The organism is Pseudomonas sp. LAIL14HWK12:I7 (assembly GCF_000483465.1).
Lineage (GTDB): Bacteria > Pseudomonadota > Gammaproteobacteria > Pseudomonadales > Pseudomonadaceae > Aquipseudomonas > Aquipseudomonas kermanshahensis.
Map to the genome: position 1 here is coordinate 473,301 of NZ_KI519605.1, position 23,291 is coordinate 496,591.

At 63.7% G+C, this 23,291-nt stretch carries 18 protein-coding genes and 2 tRNA genes; 12 read left to right on the forward strand and 8 right to left on the reverse strand.

Annotated elements, in window-relative coordinates; genetic code table 11:
* Positions 1–195 precede the first annotated feature (195 nt).
* Both D886_RS0121590 and rdgC read right to left on the reverse strand, forming a co-directional pair.
* Complete coding sequence (locus D886_RS0121590) at positions 196–1,161, reverse strand: bile acid:sodium symporter family protein (protein WP_027595888.1); 966 nt, start codon at positions 1,159–1,161, stop codon at positions 196–198.
* Positions 1,162–1,326: 165 nt separating this feature from the next.
* Positions 1,327–2,247, reverse strand: a complete 921-nt coding sequence (rdgC, locus tag D886_RS0121595) for a recombination-associated protein RdgC (RefSeq protein WP_027595889.1) — start codon at positions 2,245–2,247, stop codon at positions 1,327–1,329.
* A gap of 217 nt (positions 2,248–2,464) precedes the next feature.
* Here rdgC and D886_RS0121600 point away from each other — a divergent pair.
* Together D886_RS0121600 and D886_RS0121605 are read left to right on the forward strand one after the other, a co-directional pair.
* Positions 2,465–2,540 (forward strand) — tRNA-Val (locus D886_RS0121600).
* Between the two features lie 13 nt (positions 2,541–2,553).
* Positions 2,554–2,630 (forward strand) — tRNA-Asp (locus tag D886_RS0121605).
* Between the two features lie 229 nt (positions 2,631–2,859).
* On the opposite strand, the gene map is transcribed toward D886_RS0121605, so the two are convergent.
* Positions 2,860–3,636 carry a type I methionyl aminopeptidase gene (gene map / locus D886_RS0121610; RefSeq protein ID WP_155951454.1) on the reverse strand — a complete coding sequence of 259 codons (777 nt, stop codon included), beginning with the start codon at positions 3,634–3,636 and terminating at the stop codon, positions 2,860–2,862.
* 290 nt (positions 3,637–3,926) lie between these two features.
* Between map and D886_RS0121615 the strand changes: the two genes are divergently transcribed.
* The 3 genes from D886_RS0121615 to nirD all read left to right on the forward strand — a co-directional run bounded on the left by D886_RS0121615 (position 3,927) and on the right by nirD (position 11,160).
* Positions 3,927–7,958: a bifunctional nitrate reductase/sulfite reductase flavoprotein subunit alpha gene (locus tag D886_RS0121615; RefSeq protein ID WP_027595891.1), complete on the forward strand. Its 4,032-nt coding sequence runs from the start codon at positions 3,927–3,929 to the stop codon at positions 7,956–7,958.
* Between the two features lie 287 nt (positions 7,959–8,245).
* Entirely contained in the window at positions 8,246–10,798 is a 2,553-nt protein-coding gene (nirB, locus tag D886_RS0121620; protein WP_027595892.1) for a nitrite reductase large subunit NirB, read from the forward strand.
* The gene (gene nirD / locus D886_RS0121625) at positions 10,798–11,160 is read left to right on the forward strand and encodes a nitrite reductase small subunit NirD (protein ID WP_027595893.1); all 363 of its coding nucleotides are present in this window, start codon (positions 10,798–10,800) and stop codon (positions 11,158–11,160) included. Before nirB ends, nirD begins: the two co-directional genes overlap by 1 nt.
* 69 nt (positions 11,161–11,229) lie before the next feature.
* Here nirD and D886_RS0121630 read toward each other — a convergent pair whose 3' ends face one another.
* The 4 genes from D886_RS0121630 to D886_RS0121645 all read right to left on the reverse strand — a co-directional run bounded on the left by D886_RS0121630 (position 11,230) and on the right by D886_RS0121645 (position 15,170).
* Complete coding sequence (locus tag D886_RS0121630; protein ID WP_027595894.1) at positions 11,230–12,180, reverse strand: 2-hydroxyacid dehydrogenase; 951 nt, start codon at positions 12,178–12,180, stop codon at positions 11,230–11,232.
* A 25-nt stretch (positions 12,181–12,205) separates the two neighbouring features.
* Positions 12,206–12,970, reverse strand: a complete 765-nt coding sequence (locus tag D886_RS0121635; protein WP_027595895.1) for an SDR family oxidoreductase — start codon at positions 12,968–12,970, stop codon at positions 12,206–12,208.
* Positions 12,971–12,987: 17 nt separating this feature from the next.
* Complete coding sequence (locus D886_RS0121640) at positions 12,988–13,698, reverse strand: fumarylacetoacetate hydrolase family protein (RefSeq protein ID WP_027595896.1); 711 nt, start codon at positions 13,696–13,698, stop codon at positions 12,988–12,990.
* Between the two features lie 128 nt (positions 13,699–13,826).
* The gene (locus D886_RS0121645) at positions 13,827–15,170 is read right to left on the reverse strand and encodes an MFS transporter (protein WP_027595897.1); all 1,344 of its coding nucleotides are present in this window, start codon (positions 15,168–15,170) and stop codon (positions 13,827–13,829) included.
* 349 nt (positions 15,171–15,519) lie between these two features.
* Between D886_RS0121645 and D886_RS0121650 the strand changes: the two genes are divergently transcribed.
* The 6 genes from D886_RS0121650 (at position 15,520) to D886_RS0121675 (ending at position 19,889) form a co-directional block, all read left to right on the forward strand.
* A complete protein-coding gene (locus D886_RS0121650) occupies positions 15,520–16,449 on the forward strand; it encodes an AraC family transcriptional regulator (RefSeq protein WP_027595898.1) in 930 nt (309 codons plus the stop codon).
* A gap of 10 nt (positions 16,450–16,459) precedes the next feature.
* The gene (pcaQ, locus tag D886_RS0121655) at positions 16,460–17,392 is read left to right on the forward strand and encodes a pca operon transcription factor PcaQ (protein WP_027595899.1); all 933 of its coding nucleotides are present in this window, start codon (positions 16,460–16,462) and stop codon (positions 17,390–17,392) included.
* Positions 17,393–17,614: 222 nt separating this feature from the next.
* Positions 17,615–18,361: an FKBP-type peptidyl-prolyl cis-trans isomerase gene (locus tag D886_RS0121660; protein WP_027595900.1), complete on the forward strand. Its 747-nt coding sequence runs from the start codon at positions 17,615–17,617 to the stop codon at positions 18,359–18,361.
* 280 nt (positions 18,362–18,641) lie between these two features.
* On the forward strand, positions 18,642–19,082 hold the full coding sequence (locus D886_RS0121665) for a YkvA family protein (RefSeq protein WP_027595901.1): 441 nt from the start codon (positions 18,642–18,644) through the stop codon (positions 19,080–19,082).
* Positions 19,083–19,182: 100 nt separating this feature from the next.
* Entirely contained in the window at positions 19,183–19,524 is a 342-nt protein-coding gene (locus D886_RS0121670) for a helix-turn-helix transcriptional regulator (protein WP_027595902.1), read from the forward strand.
* Positions 19,521–19,889 carry a hypothetical protein gene (locus D886_RS0121675; protein WP_027595903.1) on the forward strand — a complete coding sequence of 123 codons (369 nt, stop codon included), beginning with the start codon at positions 19,521–19,523 and terminating at the stop codon, positions 19,887–19,889. Before D886_RS0121670 ends, D886_RS0121675 begins: the two co-directional genes overlap by 4 nt.
* 174 nt (positions 19,890–20,063) lie before the next feature.
* On the opposite strand, the gene D886_RS0121680 is transcribed toward D886_RS0121675, so the two are convergent.
* Positions 20,064–22,145: a carboxy terminal-processing peptidase gene (locus tag D886_RS0121680; RefSeq protein WP_027595904.1), complete on the reverse strand. Its 2,082-nt coding sequence runs from the start codon at positions 22,143–22,145 to the stop codon at positions 20,064–20,066.
* 140 nt (positions 22,146–22,285) lie between these two features.
* Between D886_RS0121680 and D886_RS0121685 the strand changes: the two genes are divergently transcribed.
* Complete coding sequence (locus D886_RS0121685; RefSeq protein WP_027595905.1) at positions 22,286–23,248, forward strand: NAD(P)H-quinone oxidoreductase; 963 nt, start codon at positions 22,286–22,288, stop codon at positions 23,246–23,248.
* Positions 23,249–23,291 lie beyond the last annotated feature (43 nt).

Below are 23,291 nucleotides of genomic sequence, written 5' to 3' on the forward strand. Positions count from 1 at the left end.
ATGGGGCCGTCCCCGGAATGGTCACGCGGTGCGTCGTGAGGTCGTCCTCACAGTGGGCACTAGGGTGCACATTTTCTGAATACTGGGCAAGCCTGTGCCGGCCTCTTCAGGTCCCACAAGTACTCCACAGCTCTCAGGGAATGTGGGGTACCTGTGGGAGCGGGCTTGCCCGCGAAGAGGCCAGGCCAGGCAGCATCAATCCCTGGCTGGCTCGCCATTCTCAACGGCTGACGAAGGCGCTTCCAGGCGCCGGAACCAGGTCGACAGCAACGCCCCGGAAATATTGTGCCAAACGCTGAACAACGCACTCGGCACCGCGGCCAATGGCGAGAAGTGTGCCGCCGCCAGTGCCGCCCCCAGCCCGGAGTTCTGCATGCCCACCTCCAGCGCCAGCGACTTGCGTTGGGCCAGCGGCAACTTGCACAGCTTGCCGGTGAGGTACCCCAGCAAATAGCCAAAGCTGTTGTGCAGCATCACCACCGCCATGATCAGCAGCCCCGACTCGGCGATCTTCGCCTGGCTGGCCGCCACCACCGCGCAGACGATCATGACGATGCTCACCACCGACACCAGCGGCAACACCTGCACGGCGGCCTGCACCCGAGCGCCCAGCAGGCGCTGGGCCAGCACGCCGAGTACGATCGGCAGCATGACCAGCTGCAGGATCGACCAGAACATGTCCATGAACGAGACCGGCAGCCAGGCCGAGGCCAGGAACCAGATCAGCGCTGGGGTCAGCAGCGGGGCGAGCAAGGTGGTGACCGCAGCGATCGCCACCGCCAGCGCCAGGTCGCCCTTGGACAGCCAGACCATCACGTTCGAGGCGGTGCCGCTTGGGCAGCAGCCGACCAGAATCACCCCGACGGCGATCTCGGCGGGCAAGTGGAACAGCTGGCAGAGCAGCCAGGCCATACCCGGCATGATCACGAAATGCGCCACCACCCCCAGCATCACGCGCCAGGGTTGGCGGGCGAGGGCAGCGAAGTCGTCGAGCTTGAGGGTCAGGCCCATGCCGAACATCACCAGCCCCAGCAGCGGCACAATGGCCACTTTCAAGGCGATGAACCACTGCGGTTGCAGGAAGGCCAGCACGGCGAACACCAACACCCAGAGGGCGAAGGTATTGCCGACGAAGCGGCTGAGGGCGGCGAGGGCGCGCATGGGAAAGTCCTTGTACTTATATATAGAGGTGAGTTTCCGGGGCCCTTTCGCGGGCAAGCCCGCTGCCACTGGGTGAGCAAGCACCTGTGGCAGCGGGCTTGCCCGCGAAAGGGCCGGTACTGGTCAACGATTAACGATCAGGCCAGCACCGGCAAAGCATGAAGGTTAGACCCCTTGCGGAATCTCCTCCCCACCCAAGGCCTCGAACAGCACCGGGAGGAATTCGGTAAAGGTCATCATCATCAGCAGGAAGCTGGCATCGAACTGCTGCTGGGCCTCATCACCGCCATCCTGTTCGGCCTGCTCTTGCAGCAGCTCCTCGAACTTCAGGCGCTTGATGACCATCTTGTCGTCGAGCACGAACGACAGTTTGTCCTGCCAGGCCAGGGCCAGCTGGGTGACCACCTTGCCGGTGCTCAGGTGCAGCTGGATTTCTTCGCTGGTCAGGTCCTGGCGCTTGCAGCGCACGATGCCACCGTCTTCGGCGGTGTCGCGCAGCTCGCACTCGTCCAGTACATAGAAGCCTTCGGCCGCTTGCTGCGACTTGACCCAGTCGGTCATGGTGGCCGCTGGCGCGATCTTCACGGTAGCGGGGCGTACCGGCAGCGAGCCCATCACTTCACGCAGGGTCGACAGCAGGCCTTCGGCACGCTTGGCGCTGGCCGAGTTGACCAGGATCACGCCCAGGCGCGGAGCGATGGCGGCGAAGATCATCGAGCGACGAATGAAGGCGCGCGGCAGGAAGGCCTGGATGATCTCGTCCTTGATCTGGTCGCGTTCCTTTTTATAGACCTTGCGCATCTGCTCGGTCTCGATCTCTTCGACCTTCTCCTTGACGGCGTCATTCACCACGCTGCTTGGGAGGATACGTTCTTCCTTGCGCGCGGCGATCAGCAGGAATTCGCCGCTGACGTGCACCAGGGGAGCGTCTTCGCCCTTGCCGAATGGCGCGACGAAGCCATAGGTGGTCAGCTCCTGGCTGGCGCAGGGACGGGCCGGCTTGCTGGCCAGGGCGGTTTCCAGTGCTTCGGCTTCGAATGGAACATCCTGGGTCAGGCGGTAGGTCAGCAGGTTCTTGAACCACATGAGGGGCAATCTCTCCTTAATGCATAAGGCGGGCATTATTCTCCGAGCGGTGGTTCCCGTCCAACCCTGTCAGAGGGCCAGCACCCTTCTATAAAGGAAGAAAAGCCCAGCGTTGCTAGGTCTTTGAAAGGCTTCGAAAAAATTTTTAAAAAAGTCGAAAAAAGTGCTTGCCAGGGTGGGGGCTCATCCGTAGAATGCGCGCCACACCGAGACGAAAGGGTGATTAGCTCAGCCGGGAGAGCATCTGCCTTACAAGCAGAGGGTCGGCGGTTCGATCCCGTCATCACCCACCACTCGATGTATAGCGCAGCGGTAGTTCAGTCGGTTAGAATACCGGCCTGTCACGCCGGGGGTCGCGGGTTCGAGTCCCGTCCGCTGCGCCATATTCAACTTCCAGGGCCCACTGAACACCCGGAAGTTACAGAAAAAGCGACCTTAGGGTCGCTTTTTTTGTTTGTGCAGAATTTTGCTGCGCCAAGCCTATCGTATTCAGTCAGCCGGGGCCTGTGGGAGCGGGTTTACCCGCGAAGAAGGCGACGCGGTGTATGGCACCGGCTTCGCCGGTGTTCGCGGGTGAACCCGCTCCCACAGGGTCTGTGCCGCGCTGCGGTATCAACGCTTGCGTTCTTCCTCCCGCAACGTCAGCACCTCAACCCCCGCCTCCGTCACCGCCACCGTATGTTCCCACTGCGCAGAAAGCGTATGGTCGCGGGTGATCACCGTCCACCCGTCCTTCAACGTCCGTGTCCCACGCCCGCCCTGGTTGATCATCGGCTCGATGGTAAACACCATGCCAGGCTTGAGCGCCATGCCCATGCCGCGCTGCCCGTAATGCAGCACCTCCGGCTTTTCATGCATCTGCTGGCCAATGCCATGGCCACAATATTCGCGCACCACGCTGTAGCCCGCTGCTTCGGCATGGGCCTGGATAGCATGGCCAATGTCACCCAGCGTCGCCCCCGGGCGCACTTGCTCGATGCCTTTCCATAGCGCGTCATAGGTGGTGTCGACCAACCGCCGGGCCTCATCGCTGATCACGCCAAGGCAATACATCTTCGACGAATCGGCGATATAGCCGCCTTGTTCGAGGGTGATGTCGACATTGATGATCGACCCTTCCTTCAGCACTTCATCAGCTTTCGGCATGCCGTGGCAGACCACATGGTCCACTGACGTATTGAGCGCGTAGGGGAACCCATACTGGCCCTTGCTCGCCGGGCGTGCCTTCAGGCTGTCGACGATGAACGCCTCGGCAAGGTCGTTGATCTGCATCGTGGTTACGCCAGGGCGTATGAAACGGTCGAGCTCTGCAAATACCTGGGCCAGTAGCTGGCCGGCGTTGCGCATCACGTCGAGTTGGGCGGGGGTTTTGAGGATCACCTGGGACATGGGGGAAGGGCAGTAACTCTGGCTGAAATGTGCCCCAGCATAGCGCTGCCAGCCTGCGAGATGCCACCGCATGGTGCGCCAAACCTTCCCTGATAGCGCAGGCCCTGTAGGAGCGGGCTTGCCCGCGATGAGCCCAGTAGAGCTGGCCCGGTAATTGCTGGCTTGCCTCTACCCAGGGCAATCAATGCCGATTGCCCGCACATTTTCACGACAAAGGCGCCGTGTTGCCCCGCTTGCCATGCAAGCCGGGGCAGCCGGCGCCTTTTGTGTTTTTACCAGGAGACCGGCCCATGAGCAGCAGCGAAGTACGCAGTGTCTGCCCGTATTGCGGCGTCGGCTGCGGCATTGTCATGAGCGTGGCCGATGGCAAAGTCAGCAAGATCAGCGGCGACAAGCAGCACCCCAGCAATTTTGGCCGCCTGTGCACCAAGGGCCTGACCGCGCACGTACCGCTGAGCGCGGCCGGGCGCATGGAAGACGCCTACCTGCGCCAGCAGCGCAGCCAGCAACCGGCGCGCACAGGCCTGGACCAGGCCATCGCCCAGGCCGCCGAGCGCCTGCGCGGCATTATCGACCAGCACGGCCCCGATGCTGTGGCCTTGTATGTGTCGGGGCAGATGTCGCTAGAGGCGCAGTACCTGGCCAACAAACTGGCCAAGGGTTTTATCCGCACCCGCCATATCGAGTCCAATTCACGGCTGTGCATGGCCAGCGCTGGCAGCGGCTACAAGCTGTCATTGGGCGCCGATGGCCCGCCCGGCAGCTACCAGGACTTCGAGCACGCGGAGGTGTTTCTGGTGATCGGCGCCAACATGGCCGACTGTCACCCGATCCTGTTCCTGCGCCTGCTCGACCGGCTGAAAGCCGGCGCCAGGCTGATCGTCGTCGACCCCCGGCGCACGGCCACCGCAGACAAGGCCGACCTGTTCTTGCAGGTACGCCCGGGCACCGACATGGCCCTGCTCAATGGCTTGCTGCACCTGCTGCACCAGAACGGCCACACAAACGCTGACTTCATCGCCCGTCACACCGAGGGATGGGAAGACCTGCCTGCATTCCTGGAGGACTACAGCCCCGCCCGCGTTGCCGCCATCACCGGCCTGAGCGAAGCCGACATCCGCACCGCCGCCGAATGGCTCGGCGGTGCCAAGGACTGGATGAGCTGCTGGACCATGGGCCTTAACCAGAGCATCCATGGCACCTGGCACAGCAACGCGATCTGCAACCTGCACCTGGCCACCGGCGCCATTTGCCGCCCTGGCAGCGGGCCGTTCTCCCTCACCGGGCAACCGAATGCCATGGGCGGCCGCGAGATGGGCTACATGGGGCCGGGCCTGCCGGGGCAGCGATCGGCGTTGGTGGCGGCCGACCGCGCCTTTGTCGAAAACCAGTGGCAGCTGGCCCCAGGCAGCCTGCGCAGCGAAGGCGGCGAGGGCACCGTGGCGCTGTTCGAGCAGATGAAGCGCGGCGAGGTAAAGGCGTGCTGGATCATTTGCAGCAACCCGGTGGCCAGCGTCGCCAACCGCCAGCAAGTGATCGACGGCCTGCGCCAGGCTGAACTGGTGATCACCCAGGATGCGTTTCTCGACACCGAGACCAACCGCTACGCCGACATCCTGTTGCCGGCCGCGCTGTGGGCCGAAGGCGAGGGCGTGATGATCAACAGTGAACGCAACCTGACCTTGATGCCCCGCGCCGTGGCACCCCCAGGCCAAAGCCTGCCGGACTGGCAGATCATCGCCCGCATCGCCTGCGCCATGGGCTATGCCGAAGCCTTCGACTACCCCGATGCCGAAGCGGTGTACGAAGAAATTCGCCGTTTCCACAACCCGGCAACCGGCTACGACCTGCGCGGTATCGGCTACACCGACCTGCGCGCGCAGCCGCGCCAGTGGCCCTGCGCGCCAGGCCATGAGGCCCCGCGCAGCCCGCAGCGTTACCAGAACGACGGCAGCAGCCAGCCGCTGTTGCTCGACGCCCAGGGCAAGCGCCCGGCGCTGGCGTTTCCGACGGCCAGTGGCAAAGCGCGCTTCTTCGCCCGCCCTTGGCTGCCTGCGCCCGAGCTGCCTGACGCGGACTACCCAATGGTGCTCAACACCGGCCGCGTGCAGCACCAATGGCACACCTTGACCAAAACCGGCAAGGTGCCTGCGCTGAACAAACTCGAGCCCGGCCCCTTTGTCGAGCTGCACCCTGACGATGCCACGCGCCTGGGTATTCGCGACAAGGACCAGGTGGCCATCCGCTCGCGGCGGGGGCAGGCGCTGTTGCCGGCACGGGTCAGTGATCGGGTCATGCCGGGCAACTGTTTCGCCCCCTTCCACTGGAACGATGTGATGGGCGAGCAGCTGGCGATCAATGCCGTGACCTGCGATGCCGTCGACCCGCTGTCGCTGCAGCCGGCCTTCAAACACTGCGCCGTGGCCCTGCAGCGGGTTGCCGGCGAACGTATCGACGCCGTTGACCTGAGCGCCGCCACTGCCATCCCGGAGCCTGCCCGCATGCCGACCGCCACCCTGTCCCGTCTGCTTGGCCTGGACACCCTGCCAGCCCCGGTGCTGGCCGAGGAGGAGCGTCATTACTTGCACGGCTTTTTGCTCGGCCTGGACCAGGCCCGCGCTGAAGGTGTGCCCAGCCTGCCGACCAGTGCGCCGCTGGCCGCAAGCCGGCGGCTGTTCGTCGATGGGCTATTGGCGGGGTTGTTCGCCCAGCCTTCGATACTGCCCAGCTCGGCGCTTGCGGCGCCCCAGCATCGGGTGCTGTGGGCCTCGCAAACCGGTAACGGTGAGGCACTGGCCGAACGCTGTGCCGAACGCCTGCGTGGCGCCGGCCTCGCGGTGCAGCTCAGTTGCATGGCAGCGGTCAGCCCGCAGCAGTTGCACGGCGCGGCCAGTGTCGTACTGATCGCCAGTACGTTTGGCGATGGCGATGCGCCCGACACTGCGACGGCATTCTGGCAAGCCCTGCAAAGCGAGGAGGGCGCACATTGTGCCGACGTGCCTTACGCCGTGTTGGCCTTGGGTGACTCCAGTTACGACCAGTTTTGCGGGTTTGGCCGCAAGCTCGATCAGCGCCTGGCGGAGCTGGGCGGGCGGCGGTTGTTGCCACGGGTGGACTGCGAGCCGGACTTCGATGAGGCATTCGCCACCTGGCTCGACGCCTTGTCATCACAGTTGGGCAGCGCCGCCGCGCCCCAGGCAAGCAGCGCACCCGCGCTCGTGGAGGCCTACAGCAAGCAGCAACCCTGGTCGGCCACCTTGTTGGAAAACCGCGTGCTCAACGCCCCAGGTGCCAGCAAGGAGACGCGCCAACTGGTGTTCGACCTGTCGGGCAGCACGTTTACCTACCAGCCGGGCGATGCCTTGGGCGTATGGCCGCGCAATTGCCCGGCGTTGGTCGAGGAGTTGCTGGCACTGATGCGCCTTGATGGCCAGGCCCTGGTTGAGGTCAAAGGCCAGCCTGCGCTGCCGTTGGCCGTTGCCATGCAAGCCCACCTGGAAATCGCCAAGGTCACCCCTGCGCAGTTGCAGGTGTTCAGCCAGACGGCGGCGGACCTGCGCCGGCTGCTTCAGCCTGAGCACAAGGCAGAGCTGCAGAGCTGGTTGTGGGGGCGACAGTTGGCGGACGTACTGCGCGAGTTCCCGCAAGACCTGCCATTGGCCACCTGGCTTGACCTGCTCAAGCCGTTGCAGCCGCGCTTGTACTCGATCAGTTCCAGCCCGTTGGCGCACCCCGGCCAAGTTCACCTGACGGTCTCGACGGTGCGTTACGGGCAGCGCAAAGGGGCCTGCTCGACCTTTCTGGCCGACCGTGCGCAAGGCATCAAGGTGGCGATCTTCCCGCAGGCATCGAAGCATTTTCGCCTGCCTGAGGACGACAATGTGCCGGTGATCATGGTCGGCCCAGGCACGGGTATCGCGCCGTTTCGGGCGTTTCTGGAAGAACGCGAAGCGCGTGGGGCCAGTGGGCAGAACTGGCTGTTTTTCGGTGAGCAGTCTGCGGCCAGTGACTTCTATTACCAGGCGCAGTTGCAAGCTTGGCAGGCGACCGGCCATGTGCGCCTGGATACCGCTTTCTCGCGCGACCAGCCCGAGAAAATCTATGTGCAGCAGCGCATGCACGAGCAGGGCGCTGACCTCTGGCGGTGGCTGGAGGCGGGCGCGTTCTTCTATGTGTGCGGCGATGCCCAGCGCATGGCCAAGGATGTGGACAGCGCCTTGCGCGCGATCGTCGCGGAGCATGGCGGTATGAGCGAGGCTGCGGCGGATGCGTATGTAGAGGCATTGAGCAAGGCCAAGCGCTATCGGCGCGATGTGTATTGAGTGCACCGGGATGGGGAGGGGTGCACCTTGGCTGTGCGGTTTGGGGTGCCTGTACCGGCCTTTTCGCAGCACAAGGCTGCTCCTACCGGTTCTGCACACTCCCTGTAGGAGCAGCCTTGTGCTGCGAAGAGGCCCAAAAGGCAGTATTTGGCACACTCCCTGCTTTACCAGCTTCACAACACGCCCCACTGATCAACGGCGATCAACCAGGGGCACACCCTGATGAGTACAGGCAAAGGCGCCTGGAGCTTCGGCTCCAGGCGTTTTTTTTTGATCGAGGATCGGCTATGAAGGCAACAGCGAACGGCGGACAACGCGAGAAACTGGTCATTGTCGGCAACGGCATGGTCGGCCACCACTGCGTCGAGCAACTGATCGAGCGGGGCGCCTTGGAGCGGTTCGAGGTGCGGGTGTTCGGCGAAGAACGCCAACGTGCCTACGACCGTGTGCACCTGTCCGAGTACTTCGGCGGCAGCTGTGCCGAAACCCTGGCCCTGTGCGAGCAAGGCTTCTATACCCGCCAAGGCGTGCACCTGCACTTGGGCGAGCCTGTGCTGGAGATCGACCGCGCGCGCTGCGAAGTGGTCACCGCCGAAGGCCGCTATGGCTACGACCAGTTGATCCTGGCCACCGGCTCATACCCCTTCGTACCCCCGATCGAAGGCTCCAGCGGCAATGCCCGCCTGGTCTACCGTACCCTCGACGACCTCGACGCCATCCGCGCCGCCGCCCAGGGTGCCCGCCGAGGGGTGGTGGTCGGCGGGGGCTTGTTGGGCCTTGAAGCCGCCAATGCGCTGAAGTCGCTCGGCCTGGAAGCCCATGTGGTGGAGTTCGCCCCTCGGCTGATGCCGGTGCAGTTGGACGGCGAGGGCGGCGCGGCGCTCAAGGCGCAGATCGAGGCCTTGGGCGTGGGCGTGCACCTGTCCCGCGCCACCCAGTCGATCAGCGCCGGTGAGGCGTATCGCTACCGCATGAACTTCGATGGCGGCGAGCACCTGGAAACCGACCTGATCGTGTTCTCTGCCGGTATCCGCCCGCAGGATGCCCTGGGCCGCGCGTGCGGGCTGGAGATTGCCGCCCGTGGCGGGGTGGTGATCGACAATCACTGCCGCACCCATGACGCCCGCATCTTCGCCATCGGCGAGTGCGCTTCATGGAATGGCAGCGTGTTCGGCTTGGTCGCGCCGGGCTACAGCATGGCGCGCAACCTGGCGGCGCTGCTGGTGGGCGATGACGCGGTGCCGTTCACCGGCGCCGACATGTCGACCAAGCTCAAGCTGCTGGGCGTGGATGTCGGCTCGATCGGCGATGCCCATGGCGCTACGCCGGGCTCACGCAGCTACCGCTTCATCGACGAAGCCAATGCGGCCTATCGCCGGCTGGTGGTGGATGCCAGTGGCAAGCATGTGCTCGGCGCGGTGCTGGTCGGTGACAACAGCTACTACGACACTCTGCTGCAGTACGCGCAAAACGGCATCGCCCTGCCTGCCGACCCGGCCGCCCTGATTTTGCCGCAAACAGGCGGCGCGCCGGCCTTGGGCGCCGATGCGCTGCCCGACAGCGCGACCATCTGCTCGTGCCACAACGTCAGCAAGGGCGCAGTCTGCGCCGCTATCGACAGCGGCTGCAGCGACCTCGCTGCGGTCAAGGGCTGCACCAAAGCGGCCAGCGGTTGCGGCGGCTGCGCGGCCCTGCTCAAGCAGGTGTTCGAGCACGAACTGACCGCTCGCGGCGTGACCGTCGACAAAAGCCTGTGCGAACACTTTGCCTACACCCGTCAGGAGCTTTACGGGCTGGTGCGGGTTGGCGGCATCCGCACCTTCAATGACCTGCTCGCGCGCCATGGCAAAGGCCATGTCGGTTGCGATATCTGCAAGCCGGCGGTGGGCAATATCCTCGCCTCGTGCTGGAACCAGCCGATCATGGACCCGGCGCTGGTACCGCTGCAGGACACCAACGACACCTTCATGGCCAACATGCAGAAAAACGGTACCTACTCGGTGGTGCCGCGCATACCTGGGGGCGAAATCACCCCCGACAAGCTGATCGTGATCGGCCAAGTGGCAAAAAAGTACGACCTCTACACCAAGATCACCGGTGGCCAACGCATCGACCTGTTCGGCGCCCAGCTGCACGAGTTGCCGCTGATCTGGGGCGAGTTGATCGAAGCCGGTTTCGAGACGGGCCATGCCTACGGCAAGTCGACCCGCACGGTGAAGTCGTGCGTGGGCAGCACCTGGTGCCGTTACGGTGTGCAGGATAGCGTCGCCATGGCCCTGCGCCTGGAAGACCGCTACAAGGGCCTGCGCAGCCCGCACAAGCTCAAGTTTGCGGTGTCTGGCTGCACCCGCGAATGCGCCGAGGCGCAGAGCAAGGACATCGGCGTGATCGCCACCGACAAGGGCTGGAACCTGTACGTGTGCGGCAACGGCGGCATGCGCCCGCGCCACGCCGAGCTGTTTGCCACCGACCTGGACGACGAGACCCTGGTGCGCCTGATCGACCGTGTGCTGATGTTCTACATCCGCACTGCCGACAAACTGCAGCGCACCTCGGTCTGGCGCGAAAGCCTTGAGGGCGGGCTGGACTACCTCAAGCAGGTGATCCTCGACGACAGCCTGGGCCTGGCCGCCGAGCTTGAGGCGCAGATGCAGCATGTGGTCGACCACTATGAATGCGAATGGGCCAATGCCCTCAACGACCCGGAGAAGCTCAAGCGCTTCCGCACCTTCGTCAACGACCACCGCGCCGACCCGGACGTGCACTTCGTCCGCGAACGCGATCAGCGCCGCCCAGCGGCACCGCTGCACCTGATCCCCACTGCCGAGGAGGCTGTCTGATGAACCTGACCAATACTGCTGTAGCCCACAAGACGAACTGGCAGACAGTCTGCCAAGCGCGCGACCTGGTAGCCGATTCCGGCGTGGTGGTGTGGCACGAGGGGGCCCAGGTGGCGCTGTTCTACTTGCCGGATCAGGAACAGCCACTGTATGCGCTGGACAACCGCGACCCGCGCTCGGGTGCCAACATCATTGGCCGCGGGTTGGTGGGTAGCTTGCAGGGTGAGTTGGTGGTGGCGGCGCCGCTGTACAAACAGCATTTCAGCCTGCACAGCGGGGAATGCCTGGAAGATGCCGGGCAGCGGCTGCGGGTGTGGCCGGTGCGGCTGAACGGGGAGGCTGTGGAAGTGGCGGTGGCCTGATCTGCATCGTGCAACTGTACCGGCCCTTTCGCGGGCAAGTCGGACCGCGAAGGGGCCGGTACAGGCCGCTTAGATAACCAACCCCTGTGGCGTACGCCCGGCAAACACATCCACCAGGCTTGCCACCACCATTTCGCCCATGCGCGTGCGGGTCTGCACGGTGGCGCTGGCTCGGTGCGGCTGCAGCACCACATCCTCGCGCTCGAACAACGCCTCGGGCACCCGAGGTTCATCGGCAAACACATCCAGCGCCGCCCCGGCGATCTCACCCGCTTCAAGTGCCGCGATCAACGCAGGCTCGTCCACCAACTTGCCACGGGCGATATTGATCAGGTAGCCGTCTGGGCCAAGCGCCTGCAGCACCTTGCGCCCCACCAACGCCTCGCCCTGGTCGGCGGCCGCCGCCAGAATCAGCGCATCGCTGTCTTTGGCCAATTGCTGCAAGTTCGACTCGAAGCCATAAGGCACGTCCTGTGGCTGCAGGTCGGTGTAGCGAATCGGGCAGCCAAACGCCGCCGCCCGCTGGGCCACCGCGCGGCCGACGCGGCCCATGCCGACGATACCCACACGCATGCCCGACACCTGCCGCGCCAACGGCAATGGCGCCAGCGGTGTGGCGCTGGTGGCCCAGTGGCCGGCGCGGACGAACCGGTCACCGCTGCACAGCCCTCGGCACACGCCAATCAGCAAGCCGATCGCGAGGTCGGCGACATCCTCGGTCAGCGCGCCGAGGGTTGCAGTCACCTGGATACCCCGATCACGCGCATAGGCCAGATCGATGGCATCGGTGCCGACGCCATTCACCGCGATCACTTCCAGCTTGGGCAGGCGCGCCATCAGCGCTTGGCTGATACCGGTATGGCCGCCGGTGACCACGGCGCGGATGCTGTTGCCATGCGCGCTGACATAGGCGTCCTTGTCGGCTTGCTCGTAGTACCGGTGCACGGTGAACAGCGCTTCCAGGCGCTCGCGGACTTCTGGGATGAGGATCGGGCTCAGTTGCAGGACTTCAGGTTTCATCGGTCACTCCTTAAAAGGCAAGGTGTCAGCCACGGCCGACGAAGGGCATGTTGCTGGCCATCACGGTCATGTTGAGCACGTTGGCGTCCAACGGCAGGGCGGCGATGTAGCGCACGGCATCCGCCACATGGCGCACGTCGAGCATAGGCTCGGCGGCAATCTCGCCATTGGCCTGGCGCACACCGCGGGTCATGCGTTCGGACAGTTCGGTCAGGGCGTTGCCGATGTCCACCTGGCTGCACACGATGTTGTAGGGGCGGCCGTCCAGGGCCAGGGCTTTGGTCAGGCCCAGCACCGCGTGCTTGCTGGCGGTGTAGGGCGCAGTGAAGGGGCGTGGGGTATGCGCCGAAATCGAACCGTTGTTGACGATTCGCCCGCCCTGCGGCTGCTGCCTGCGCATCAGGCCAAAGGCCGCACGGGCGCAGAGGAACACGCCGTCGACATTGGTGGCGATGACATTGCGCCAGTTCTCCAGCGGCAGTTCGTCGATGGGCACGGCAGGCGCATTGACCCCGGCATTATTGAAGATCAGGTCGAGGCGGCCATGCACCTCCTCGATGGTGGCGAACAGCTGGGCGACGCTCTGTTCATCGCGCACATCGGTGGGCACCGCGAGGGCCTCGCCACCGGCTGCACTGGCCTGTTCTGCCAACGCCTGCAAAGGTTCGGCACGCCGACCGGCGAGGACCAGGCTGAAGCCATCAGCCAGCAGCCCCAAGGCGACGGCGCGGCCAATGCCGCTGCCGGCACCGGTGACCAAGGCGATTTTCTTGTTGTGTGTTTGGCTCATCTGTTTGCTCCAGAAATTCAGGCGGCGTGGGCGGTGTGGCGTGCAGGACGAGGGCCAACGCGCAGTTGCAACTCGCCGATGCCGTCGATGCCGGCATGGATCACATCGCCAGGGTTGAGCGGGGCCACGCCAGGCGGGCTGCCGGTCATGATCAGGTCACCGGGGCGCAGCGGCAGTTGCCGGGACAGGCGGCTGATGACCTCGGCCAATGGCCAGGTCTGCTGGCTCAGCCGGGCGCGCTGGCGCTCCTCGCCGTTGACCTTCAGCCACAGCGCAGCGTCCAGTGGCCAGCCCAGTTCGCTGGCCGGCACCAGGGCAGTCATCGGGGCTGAGGCTTCGAATACCTTGGCGCCCTCCCAGGGCAGCCCTTCGCTTTTGGCCTGGCGCTGGCGATCGCGCAGGGTCAGGTCCAGGCCAGCGGCAAAGCCATAGACGTGCTCCAGAGCGTTTTCTGGGCTGATGTCGGCACCGCCTTTGCTGATCGCCACCACCCACTCGATTTCATGGCAAAACTCTTCGGTCTGCGGCGGGAAGGGCAGTTCGCCCTGTGCCTCGACCACGTTGCTGGCCGGCTTCATGAAAAAGACCGGCTCACGGGGCGCTGGGTCGGTGGCCTGCGGCCAGGGGTAGTTGCGGCCCAGGCAGAACACGCGGCCAACCGGGAAGCGCGCGTCGCTGCCTTGGATGGGCAGGCTGACGATGGCTGGCGGGTCGAACAGGTAAGTCATGGGTCAATCCTCTGTGCTGGAGTGGCCAGCCTAGCCAGCGGCTGGCGGGCAAAGTTGGACGATAAAAGGGACGGTTTGGATAAAAACGGGGGATCTGCGGTGGTGCTTCCGGCACTCACCGCGCCTGCTTATGCCGCGGTCTTGAGCTCGATCCGGTACAGCTTGCCGAGCAACAGCGAGTAGGACAGGGTGCCCATCAACGCCACCCCGCCGATAAACCAGAACGCCAAGGCGAAGGAGCCACTGGCCTGCACGATCGCGCCAATCACGATCGGGGTGACGATGCCGCCGATGTTCGCGGCCAGGCTGGTGACCCCGCCGGTCAGCCCGATCAGTTGCTTGGGTGCCACTTCCGAAACCGCTGCCCACGACGACGAGGCGATGCCCTGGGCAAAGAACGCCAGCGTCAGCACGGCGATACACAGCACGTTGGAGTCGGTGAAGTTGACCAGCACGATCGACATGCCCAGCATCGACCCGACCACCAGCGGCAGCTTGCGTGCAAAGGACAGCGAGTAGCCCCGGCGGATCAGCAGGTCGGAAACGATCCCCGCCAGCAAGATGCCGACCGTGGCGCCAATGAACGGCATCACCGCGAAGATGCCGACTTTGATCAGCGTCAGCTGGCGCTCTTCGATCAGGTAGGTGGGGAACCAGGTGAGGAAGAAGTACAGCGCTGAGGTGCTGGCGAACTTGCCCAGGCAGATGGCCCACACCTGGCGGTAGCGGAACAGTTCGGCGACCTGGCGCCAGTCGAAACGGGTGCGCTCCTGGCTGCTTCTGACCAGCCCGCCGCCGTCCTCGATGTAGGCCAGTTCTTCCTTGCTGACCTTCTTGCAGTTGAGCGGGTCGCGGTACAGGAACAACCACACCACGCCAAAGACGATACCAATCAGGCCGGTGCTGTAGAACACATGGCGCCAGTCATAGGTGGTCGCCAGCCACAGCAATGCCCCAGTGAACAAGGCTGTGCCCAGGTACTGGCCGCACACGTAGATGCTGCTGGCCATGCCCCGTTCGCGGGCAGGGAACCACACGGTGACAGCGCGGCTGTTGGCGGGGAAGGCCGGTGCCTCCATGGCACCCACGGCCAGGCGCAGGCCGAACAGCGAGGTGAAGCCGCTGGCCAGGCCCTGGGCGACAGTGACAGCCGACCAACTGATCAGCGAGACGCCGTAGGTCAGGCGCGAGCCGAAGCGGTCGGCAATGAAGCCGGCTGGCACCAACGCCAGGGCGTAGGTCCAGGCGAAAGCGGAGAAGATCAAGCCCATCTCGACTTTGTCCAGGCCCAGGTCCTTGGCCATGAAGGGCGCCGCGATGGAGATGTTGACCCGGTCGACGTAGTTGATGATGGTCGCCAGCAGCAGCAGCGAGAGCATGAACCAGCGACGGCGGGTGGGTAGGCGTTGCGATGCGACCGCGTCCACTGCGAACGCAGGCGCCGCAGTGCGGGAAGTAGGCGTGCTCGACATGAGTCGACCTCGTTTGTTGTTGTTGGTAGAGGTTGGGCTGCAGTCCCTTTTTTAAGGTGGTCGTACAACATCGGAAAATCAACGGCGGTTTTAGACCGTTTTTTTCACTTGGAACGGGGTAGGGCTGCGCTGTCCAAAAAACTCAGCGGGCGGGGTTTTGTCTGCTTTTTTTGCTTTGGATGGCGGTTTTAAAGGGCTGCGTCAATTTCTGCCGGATACGTTTTTTGCAGTGGGCTTCAAAATTATGAGTTTCGACGTCGTACAACTCATTGCCAGGCAAGCCGCTTGCCGTTCAGAATTCCCGCATGGCAGGCAACGTCAGCGCCAAGCCCCCAGAACGGAGACCCCCATGCCCCCCAAGCGCGAAGTCCCGACCTACGTCATGCAACAGCGCAGCGAGCTGATGGATTTCTACATCCGCGACCAGCGCGGCCGACCGGCCGAAACCGCGCCACACCGACACGAGTATTTTCAGATCCAGGTCAATTTCGGCGGCGATACGGTGCAGCACATCGGCAGCGTGCAGCGCCCGTTCAAACGCAACACCCTGGCCTTCATCCTGCCGCACCGGGTGCATGTCATCCCGCACCCGGACGACAGCGATTTCGTGGTCATCAACTTTTCCCAGACATTCCTGCTGCCGCACCTGCCTTGCGACCCCATGGACTTGGAAGAAGTGTCGATACTGCAGGCCCCTGAACTGTCACCGTTCCGCTTCCAGGAACACCTGGATTTCCACCTCGCCGAGGCCGATTTCAGCGAGGTGCGGCGTATTCTCGGGCAGATGCGTGAACTCGATGCCAACCGCCGCTTCGGCAGCCGTGAAATCCTCAAGGGCCTGTTGCTGCAACTGATCGGCCAGGTGTGCGGCTTGTACGCCGACCCCCTGCGCGAGCTGGCCGAGAGCAATGCCGCGCAACTCAGCCGGCGCGCCGCGTTGGGGCGCATGAGCGAGTACCTGCGCAGGCACATCGACGACCCCGACCTCAACCTGCAGAAGGTCGCCGCCGCCACGTACCTGTCGCCCACCTACCTGACCCATTGGCTGCGCAAGGAAATCGGCAAGACCTTCAGCGAATTGGTGCTGGAGCGGCGCATGCACGCCGCGCGCAATTACCTGCTTAACGGCAGCCGCCCGGTCGGTGAGGTGGCTCGGCTGTGCGGCTTTGCTGATGAAGCGTACTTTTCGCGGCGTTTTCGGCAGATCCATGGCTTGCCGCCGGGGCAGTTCCGCCGCCAGCAGCGCGACCCGGATACACCGCAGGTAGCCATGCGGTAAGCTTGAGGCCATGAACCTCGACACCCGCATCAAGTACCGCCACCTGCTGTGCTTCCTGGAGATTGCCCGGCAGGGCAGCCTGGCCAGGGCCGCAGACATCCTCGCCATCAGCCAGCCCGCGATTTCCAAGACGCTCAAGGAACTCGAAGCGCTGCTGGAAACACGCCTGTTCGAACGCAGCCGGCAGGGCGTCGAGCTGACCCCGGCCGGCACCCGCTTCATGCGGTATGCCGGGCCCAGCGTGCAGGCGCTGCGCGATGGCGTCAGCAGCCTGCGCGGCGAGGCGCGGGCACCGTCGCAGGTGCGCATTGGCGTGCTGTCCACGGTCGAGGGCTTGTTGATGCCCGAGGTGCTGTGCCGCCTGCATCAACGCCATGAGGCGTTGCTGATCAGCGTGGTGACCGGTGCCAGCGCGCAGTTGCTGGGCCAGCTACGCCTGGGTGAGCTGGAGCTGGTGGTGGGGCGCATGACCGACAGCCCCCAAATTCAGGGCCTGTCGTTCGAGCACCTGTACAGCGAATCGATGAGCCTGGTGGTGCGGCCGGGGCACCCGTTGCTAGCCAACACGCCTGTCGAGCGGTCACAGGTGGGGCGTTACCCCTTGGTGTTGCCGCCCCCTGGCACCACCATTCGCCAGCACGCCGATAGCCTGTTCGTCCAATGCGGTATCCAGATGCCCGCGCAACGCCTGGAAACCCTGTCGCTGGCCCTGAGCCGCCGCTACCTGCTGGGCAGTGATGCGGTGTGGGTGGCGCCACGGGATGCTGTGCTGATCGACCTGGGCCGTGGTGAACTGGTCGAGCTCGACTTGGGCGTGCGCGAGCCGGGCGGGTCGGTGGGCCTGTGCCGCAACGCGGCGCTGGAGCAGAGCGTGCCAGGGCAGTGGGTGTGCGAGGTGCTGCGTGAGGTGGCGGGGCAGTACCGAGAGGGGCAATACCCCTGACAACTCAGAACGAAGTGAAATTTTTGGCGCGTAAACCCAGGCGAATTCGGCATAAAGGGTCAATACTGGCCAGTGGCTCTAATGCGTCAGATGAATAACCCTTTAAGTACTGAACTTCCTTAGCAAAACCCGCTCCTATGCCGGTAGCCATTGGTCATGGCCGCCTGCTAAGCTCGCGGCTTTACCCTGATTGCCCTTATGGCGCATGAACAAGGAAATAGCATGAAACAGCATCGTTTGGCGGCTGCGGTTGCCCTGGTAGGCCTGGTATTGGCTGGCTGCGACCAACAGGCCAGCAGCCCCGAGCTGAAGACTCCGGCACAGAAAGCCTCCTACGGTATCGGCCTGAACATGGGCAAGAGCCTGGCTCAGGAAGGCATGGAAGACCTTGATTCGAAAGCGGTCGCCCTCGGCATCGAAGACGCCGTCAGCAAGAAAGAGCAGCGCATCAAGGACGAAGAGCTGGTAGAAGCCTTCACCTCGCTGCAGAAGCGCGCCGAAGAGCGTCTGGCCAAGGCCAGCGAAGAAGCCGCCTCCGCCGGCAAGAAGTTCCTCGAAGAAAACGCCAAGAAGCCGGGTGTTGTCACCACCGCTTCGGGCCTGCAATACGAAGTGATCAAGAAGGCCGACGGCCCGCAGCCTAAGCCGACCGACGTAGTGACTGTTCACTACGAAGGCAAGCTGACCGATGGCAAGGTGTTCGACAGCTCCGTCGAGCGCGGCAGCCCGATCGACCTGCCTGTCAGCGGCGTGATCCCAGGTTGGGTCGAAGGCCTGCAACTGATGCACGTCGGCGAGAAGTACAAGCTGTTCATCCCGGCCGAACTGGCCTACGGTGCCCAGAGCCCGAGCCCGCTGATCCCTGCCAACTCGGTACTGGTGTTCGACCTTGAGCTGATCGCCATCAAAGACCCGGCCCAGCTGCAGGGTGCCGAGCCAGAAGCGCCAGCAGAAGAGCCTGCCAAGTAACACTGGCTGGTTTGCGTAAAACGCCCCGTCTTGACGGGGCGTTTTCGTTTGGGGCAATCGGCTGAGAAGAACCTCTGGCGGCTGATACTGTCCGAGCAATAGCAGCGTGATGAAGTAGGATGCTTCTGACGCAAATCGTTTGCGAATCTGAAACGACTGTGTAAAAAACGCCCGATCTGACCGGGACCCTTGCCTAGTGGGCACCTGACGTCAGAAACTTCGCCCTGTTCACAAGGTTATCCACAATAAATGTGGATAACCTGTCCCTCTCGGAGGCTCCATGAGCGCACCCTGGAATTTCGCCCGTTTTCTGCCGTTGGCCGAGCGCCTGCTCAGCCGCGGGCGGTTGCCGGCCTTGCTGTTCGCCGTGGCCCGCAAAGGCCCGCGGATCGGCCAGCTGCGCGAGGATGTAAAGCTGCTGCAGTCGCTGTGCCTGGCCTGGTGGCGCGGCGAGTACCGCGCCATCAGCCCCAAAGCGCTGGTGACCATCGTTGCCGGCCTGTTGTACTTCGTCAGCCCTATCGACGCCATCCCCGACTGGCTGCTGGGCGTGGGCTTTCTTGACGACATCGCCGTGCTGGGTTGGGTGTTGAAGACCGTGGCCGATGAGCTGGCACGTTTCAAAGCCTGGCGCGACAGCCAGGCCCCAGAGCGCTTGCGCGTGGTGGAACGCTTGCCGGATACCCCCGAAGCCCTGCGCCTGGAACGCAATACGCAGTGAAATCAGCCTGAGCTGCACAGACTCCCGTACTTGGTAATATAATTGGCATAAGGATTATGCCTACGGATTACATGCCGTAATCCTAAGTAAGGGGGTTGTAATGGGTATTCAGGTTATTAGCCGGGACGGTCAGCCCGAGTACGCCGTCGTTCCCTGGGAGCAATACCAGGCACTGCTGAAGGCAGCGGGGCAGCCGCCCGTCGAGGCGGGTGTCAGTGAAGTGCAAAGCGATGCTGCCAGTGCTGCACCTTTACCGGCGTTCAGCGAGGTGGCACAGATTCGTGAGGCGAAGGGCATCGCCCCTGAGCTTTTGGCGCGCAATGTGGGTGTGAGCCCCGCGTACCTGGCCATGATCGAGTCAGGCGAGCGACAGCCGGACGCTGCCATCCGCCGCGCCCTGGCCTGGCACCTGGGTGTGGCGGGTTGGAGCGAACACTCATGAGCCAGGTCAGGATCAGCCGCCAGCACTGGCAGAGCCTGCTGGACGAGCTTGACCTGGCCCGTCGTCAACGTCATCTGCTGACGTACCGTGCGCTTATCGAGCGCTTGCAATTGCCCAGCCCGGCCATGCAGACGCTGACCGCCGCGCTGGAGTACCTGGCGGTGCTCGACGCCCGCGCCGAGCAGCCTTTGCGCAGTTCGCTGGTGATCAGCCAGGGTGCCAGCCGCCTGCCGCGCACCGGTTTTTTCGAGTGTGTAGAGCGGCTCGGGCGTTTTGCCGGGCCGGTCGATGGCATGGAAGCGGCGTCCTGGCATGCCTCGGAAGTGGTTCGGGTGTTCGAGTACCGTTACCCCGAAGAAGCCTGATTCAGCCGAGCGCAGGACGTTGTAGGAGCAGCCTTGTGCTGCGAAGAGGCCAGTGAAAACACCAAAGATCTGCGGTGTTTTCACTGGCCTCTTCGCAGCACAAGGCTGCTCACATACAAAGAAAAGGGCCGGGTGCTTTCACACCCGGCCCTTTTGGTTAACGCATGCCTAACCTCAGTGCTTGGCCACCTGCGAGCTTGCGCTCAGGTAGTCGAGCAGAATGCGCCCTGTCTCGGACAGGTAGGCATCATCTTCCGGCTTGGTGTTTTCATCTTCAGCCGGCAATGCGTCTTCATCTTCCTTCTTCAGCTCTTTGAGCGGCTCTTCGCCTTTGGCCTTGCGGCGGATGTTTTCCAGGGCCAACTGCTTGCCCTCGATCTCATCGTGGCGGGCACGGCGTTCTTGCTCGTTGAGGCTGACGGTCTTCTCGTTCATCAGCTTCTGGGCCAGGGCCAGGCGGTCGCGGATGTAGGTGAACTCGGCATCCTTGGCGCTGCGCGCTTCATGCTGTGCCTTGAGCTGGGTCAGGTACGGCTTGAACGGGTCGGCCGCTGGCTTGACCACCGGGCGGATGGTGTCCCACGGCATCGCCTCGGGCAGGGCGCTCTCGCCGATTTCCTTGGTGTCGATGATCGATGGGTAGTCGATGTCCGGCAGCACGCCCTGGTGCTGGGTGCTCTGCCCAGACACCCGGTAGAACTTGGCCAAGGTCAGTTTCAGCTCACCATGATTGAGCGGCTGGATGGTCTGCACAGTGCCTTTGCCGAAGGTCTGGCCACCGACGATCAGTGCGCGGTGGTAGTCCTGCATGGCACCGGCGAAGATCTCCGAGGCCGAGGCCGACAGGCGGTTGACCAGCAGTGCCAGCGGGCCTTTGTAGAAGGCGCCCGGGTTTTCGTCCTCGAGCACGTCGACACGGCCGTCGCTATTGCGCACCAGCACCGTCGGGCCCTTGTCGATGAACAGGCTGGTCAGCTCAGTGGCTTCCTGCAGCGAACCGCCGCCGTTGTTGCGCAGGTCGATGACTACGCCATCGACTTTCTCTTTTTGCAGTTCGGTGAGCAGCTTCTTCACGTCGCGCGTGGTGCTCTTGTACTCCGGATCACCGGCACGGTAGGCCTTGAAGTCCAGGTAGAAGGCCGGGATCTCGATGATGCCCAGCTTGTAGTCACGGCCGTCCTGCTTGAGCTTGAGCACCGACTTTTTCGCCGCCTGCTCTTCAAGCTTGACGGCTTCGCGGGTGATCGAAACGATCTTGCTGGTCTGGTCGCTCGGGGCATTGCTGGCCGGGATGACCTCCAGGCGCACCACCGAGCCTTTCGGGCCACGGATCAGCTTGACCACTTCGTCCAGGCGCCAGCCGACCACGTCGACCATTTCCTTGTTGCCCTGGGCCACGCCGATGATCTTGTCGGCCGGGGCGACCTGCTTGGTCTTGGCGGCAGGGCCTGCCGGCACCAGGCGGACGATCTTGACCTGGTCGTTGTCGCTTTGCAGTACTGCGCCGATGCCTTCGAGCGACAAGCTCATGTTGATGTCGAAGTTTTCTGCGTTGTCCGGCGACAGGTAGTTGGTGTGCGGGTCGTAGGACTGGGCGAAGGTATTGATGTAGGCCTGGAAGATATCCTCGGCACGGGTCTGGTCCAGGCGTGCCAGCTGGTTCTTGTAGCGCTTGGTCAGGGTTTCCTGGATCTGCTTGGGCTCTTTGCCAGCGATCTTCTGGCGCAGCACTTCGTCTTTGACACGCTTGCGCCACAGGTCGTCGAGCTCGGCCTGGTTTTTCATCCACGGGGCGTCCTTGCGGTCGATCAGCAAGGTTTCCTTGGTGGTGAAGTCGATCTTGTCGACGCCTTTGTTCAGCTCGGCCAGGGCAAAGTCCAGGCGCTGCTTGACGCGGTCAAGGTAGCGTTTGTAGATGGTGAAGCCCGGGTCGAGGTTGCCGCTTTTGAGGAAGTCGTCGAACTGCGTCTTCCACTTGTCGAACTCGGCGATGTCGGCCGCGGTGAAGTAGCTGCGCGCAGGGTCCAGCAGCTTGATGTAGCTGTCGTAGATGATCACCGAGCGGGCGTCATCGAGCGGTGGCTTGCTGTAGTGGTGGCGCTTGAGCAGTTCCACCACATTAAGGCTGGCGACGATTTCGTCGCGGTCCGGCTGCAGGCTGTCCCACTTGTTGGCGGCCGCCGCATTGCCGCCGAGCGTAAGGCTGCCGAGGCCAATCATCAGGGCCAGGGCGGTGCTTGGGAGGAAATGCTTCATGCTGATTCGACGTGGAGGCAATTGATCACGCATAGTAGGCCGTCTTTTCCGTTGCCGGTTCCATGGAGCCGGACAAATACTGCAAAAAGCCCGGGGCGAGGGTTCCCCAGGCTCAGTCATGATTCAACTATGGAGGCACTGTGAAGGCATTGCAAGGCGAAGACGGACATGTGGAGTGGGTCGAGGCCGAGCGCCCGGCCCTTGACGCGGGCCAAGTACGCATTCGCGTGGCTGCTGCGGGGCTGAACCGCGCCGACCTGTTGCAAATGAAGGGGCTGTACCCGCCACCGCCTGGCGCCAGCCCTTATATGGGCCTGGAGTGCGCCGGCATTATCGAAGAAGTTGGGCCGGGCGCCGATTGGCGTGTGGGCGAGCGGGTGTGTGCGTTGCTTGCCAGCGGTGCGATGGCGGAAGAAGTGGTGGTCGATGCCCGCCATGTGCTGCCGGTGCCTGAAGGCCTGAGCCTGCACGAAGCGGCGGCGCTGCCTGAGGTGTACGCCACGGCGTGGTTGAACATCTTCCAGTTGGGCGCCGTCAAAGCCGGCGAGAAAGTGCTGGTACACGCAGGGGCCAGCGGCGTGGGTTCGGCGGCGATCCAGTTGTGCAAGGCGTTTGGCAACCCGGTGTATGTGAGTGTTGGCTCGCAGGATCGCCTGGCCTACTGCGAAGCGCTGGGTGCTGCCGGTGGCGTGGTACGTAACGAGAACCTTGATGCGCTGGAAGGCGTTGGGCCCTTCGACGTGATTCTTGACCCGGTGGGTGCCAGCTATGGGGAACTCAACCTCAAGCTGCTGGCGCGTGACGGGCGTTGGGTAATCATCGGCCTGATGGGCGGACGCAAGTTCGAGCTGGACCTGGCACAGGTGCTGGGTAAGCGCCTGGAAATCACCGGCTCAACGCTGCGCAACCGTGACGACGGCTTCAAGGCCGAGTTGCTGCGTGAGTTGCTGCAGCAGGTGTGGCCGCTGTTCACCGAAGGGCGCTTGTCGGCGCAGTTGGTGGATACCTACCCGGTGGAATTTGCCCAGGCGGCGTATGCCGAGCTTGAGACTAACCAAGTGTCGGGCAAGCTGGTGATGGTGATCGATCCGAGCCTGGTGTAAGCAGGCTCGGCCTCTTCGCGGGGCAAGCCCGCTCCCACAGGTA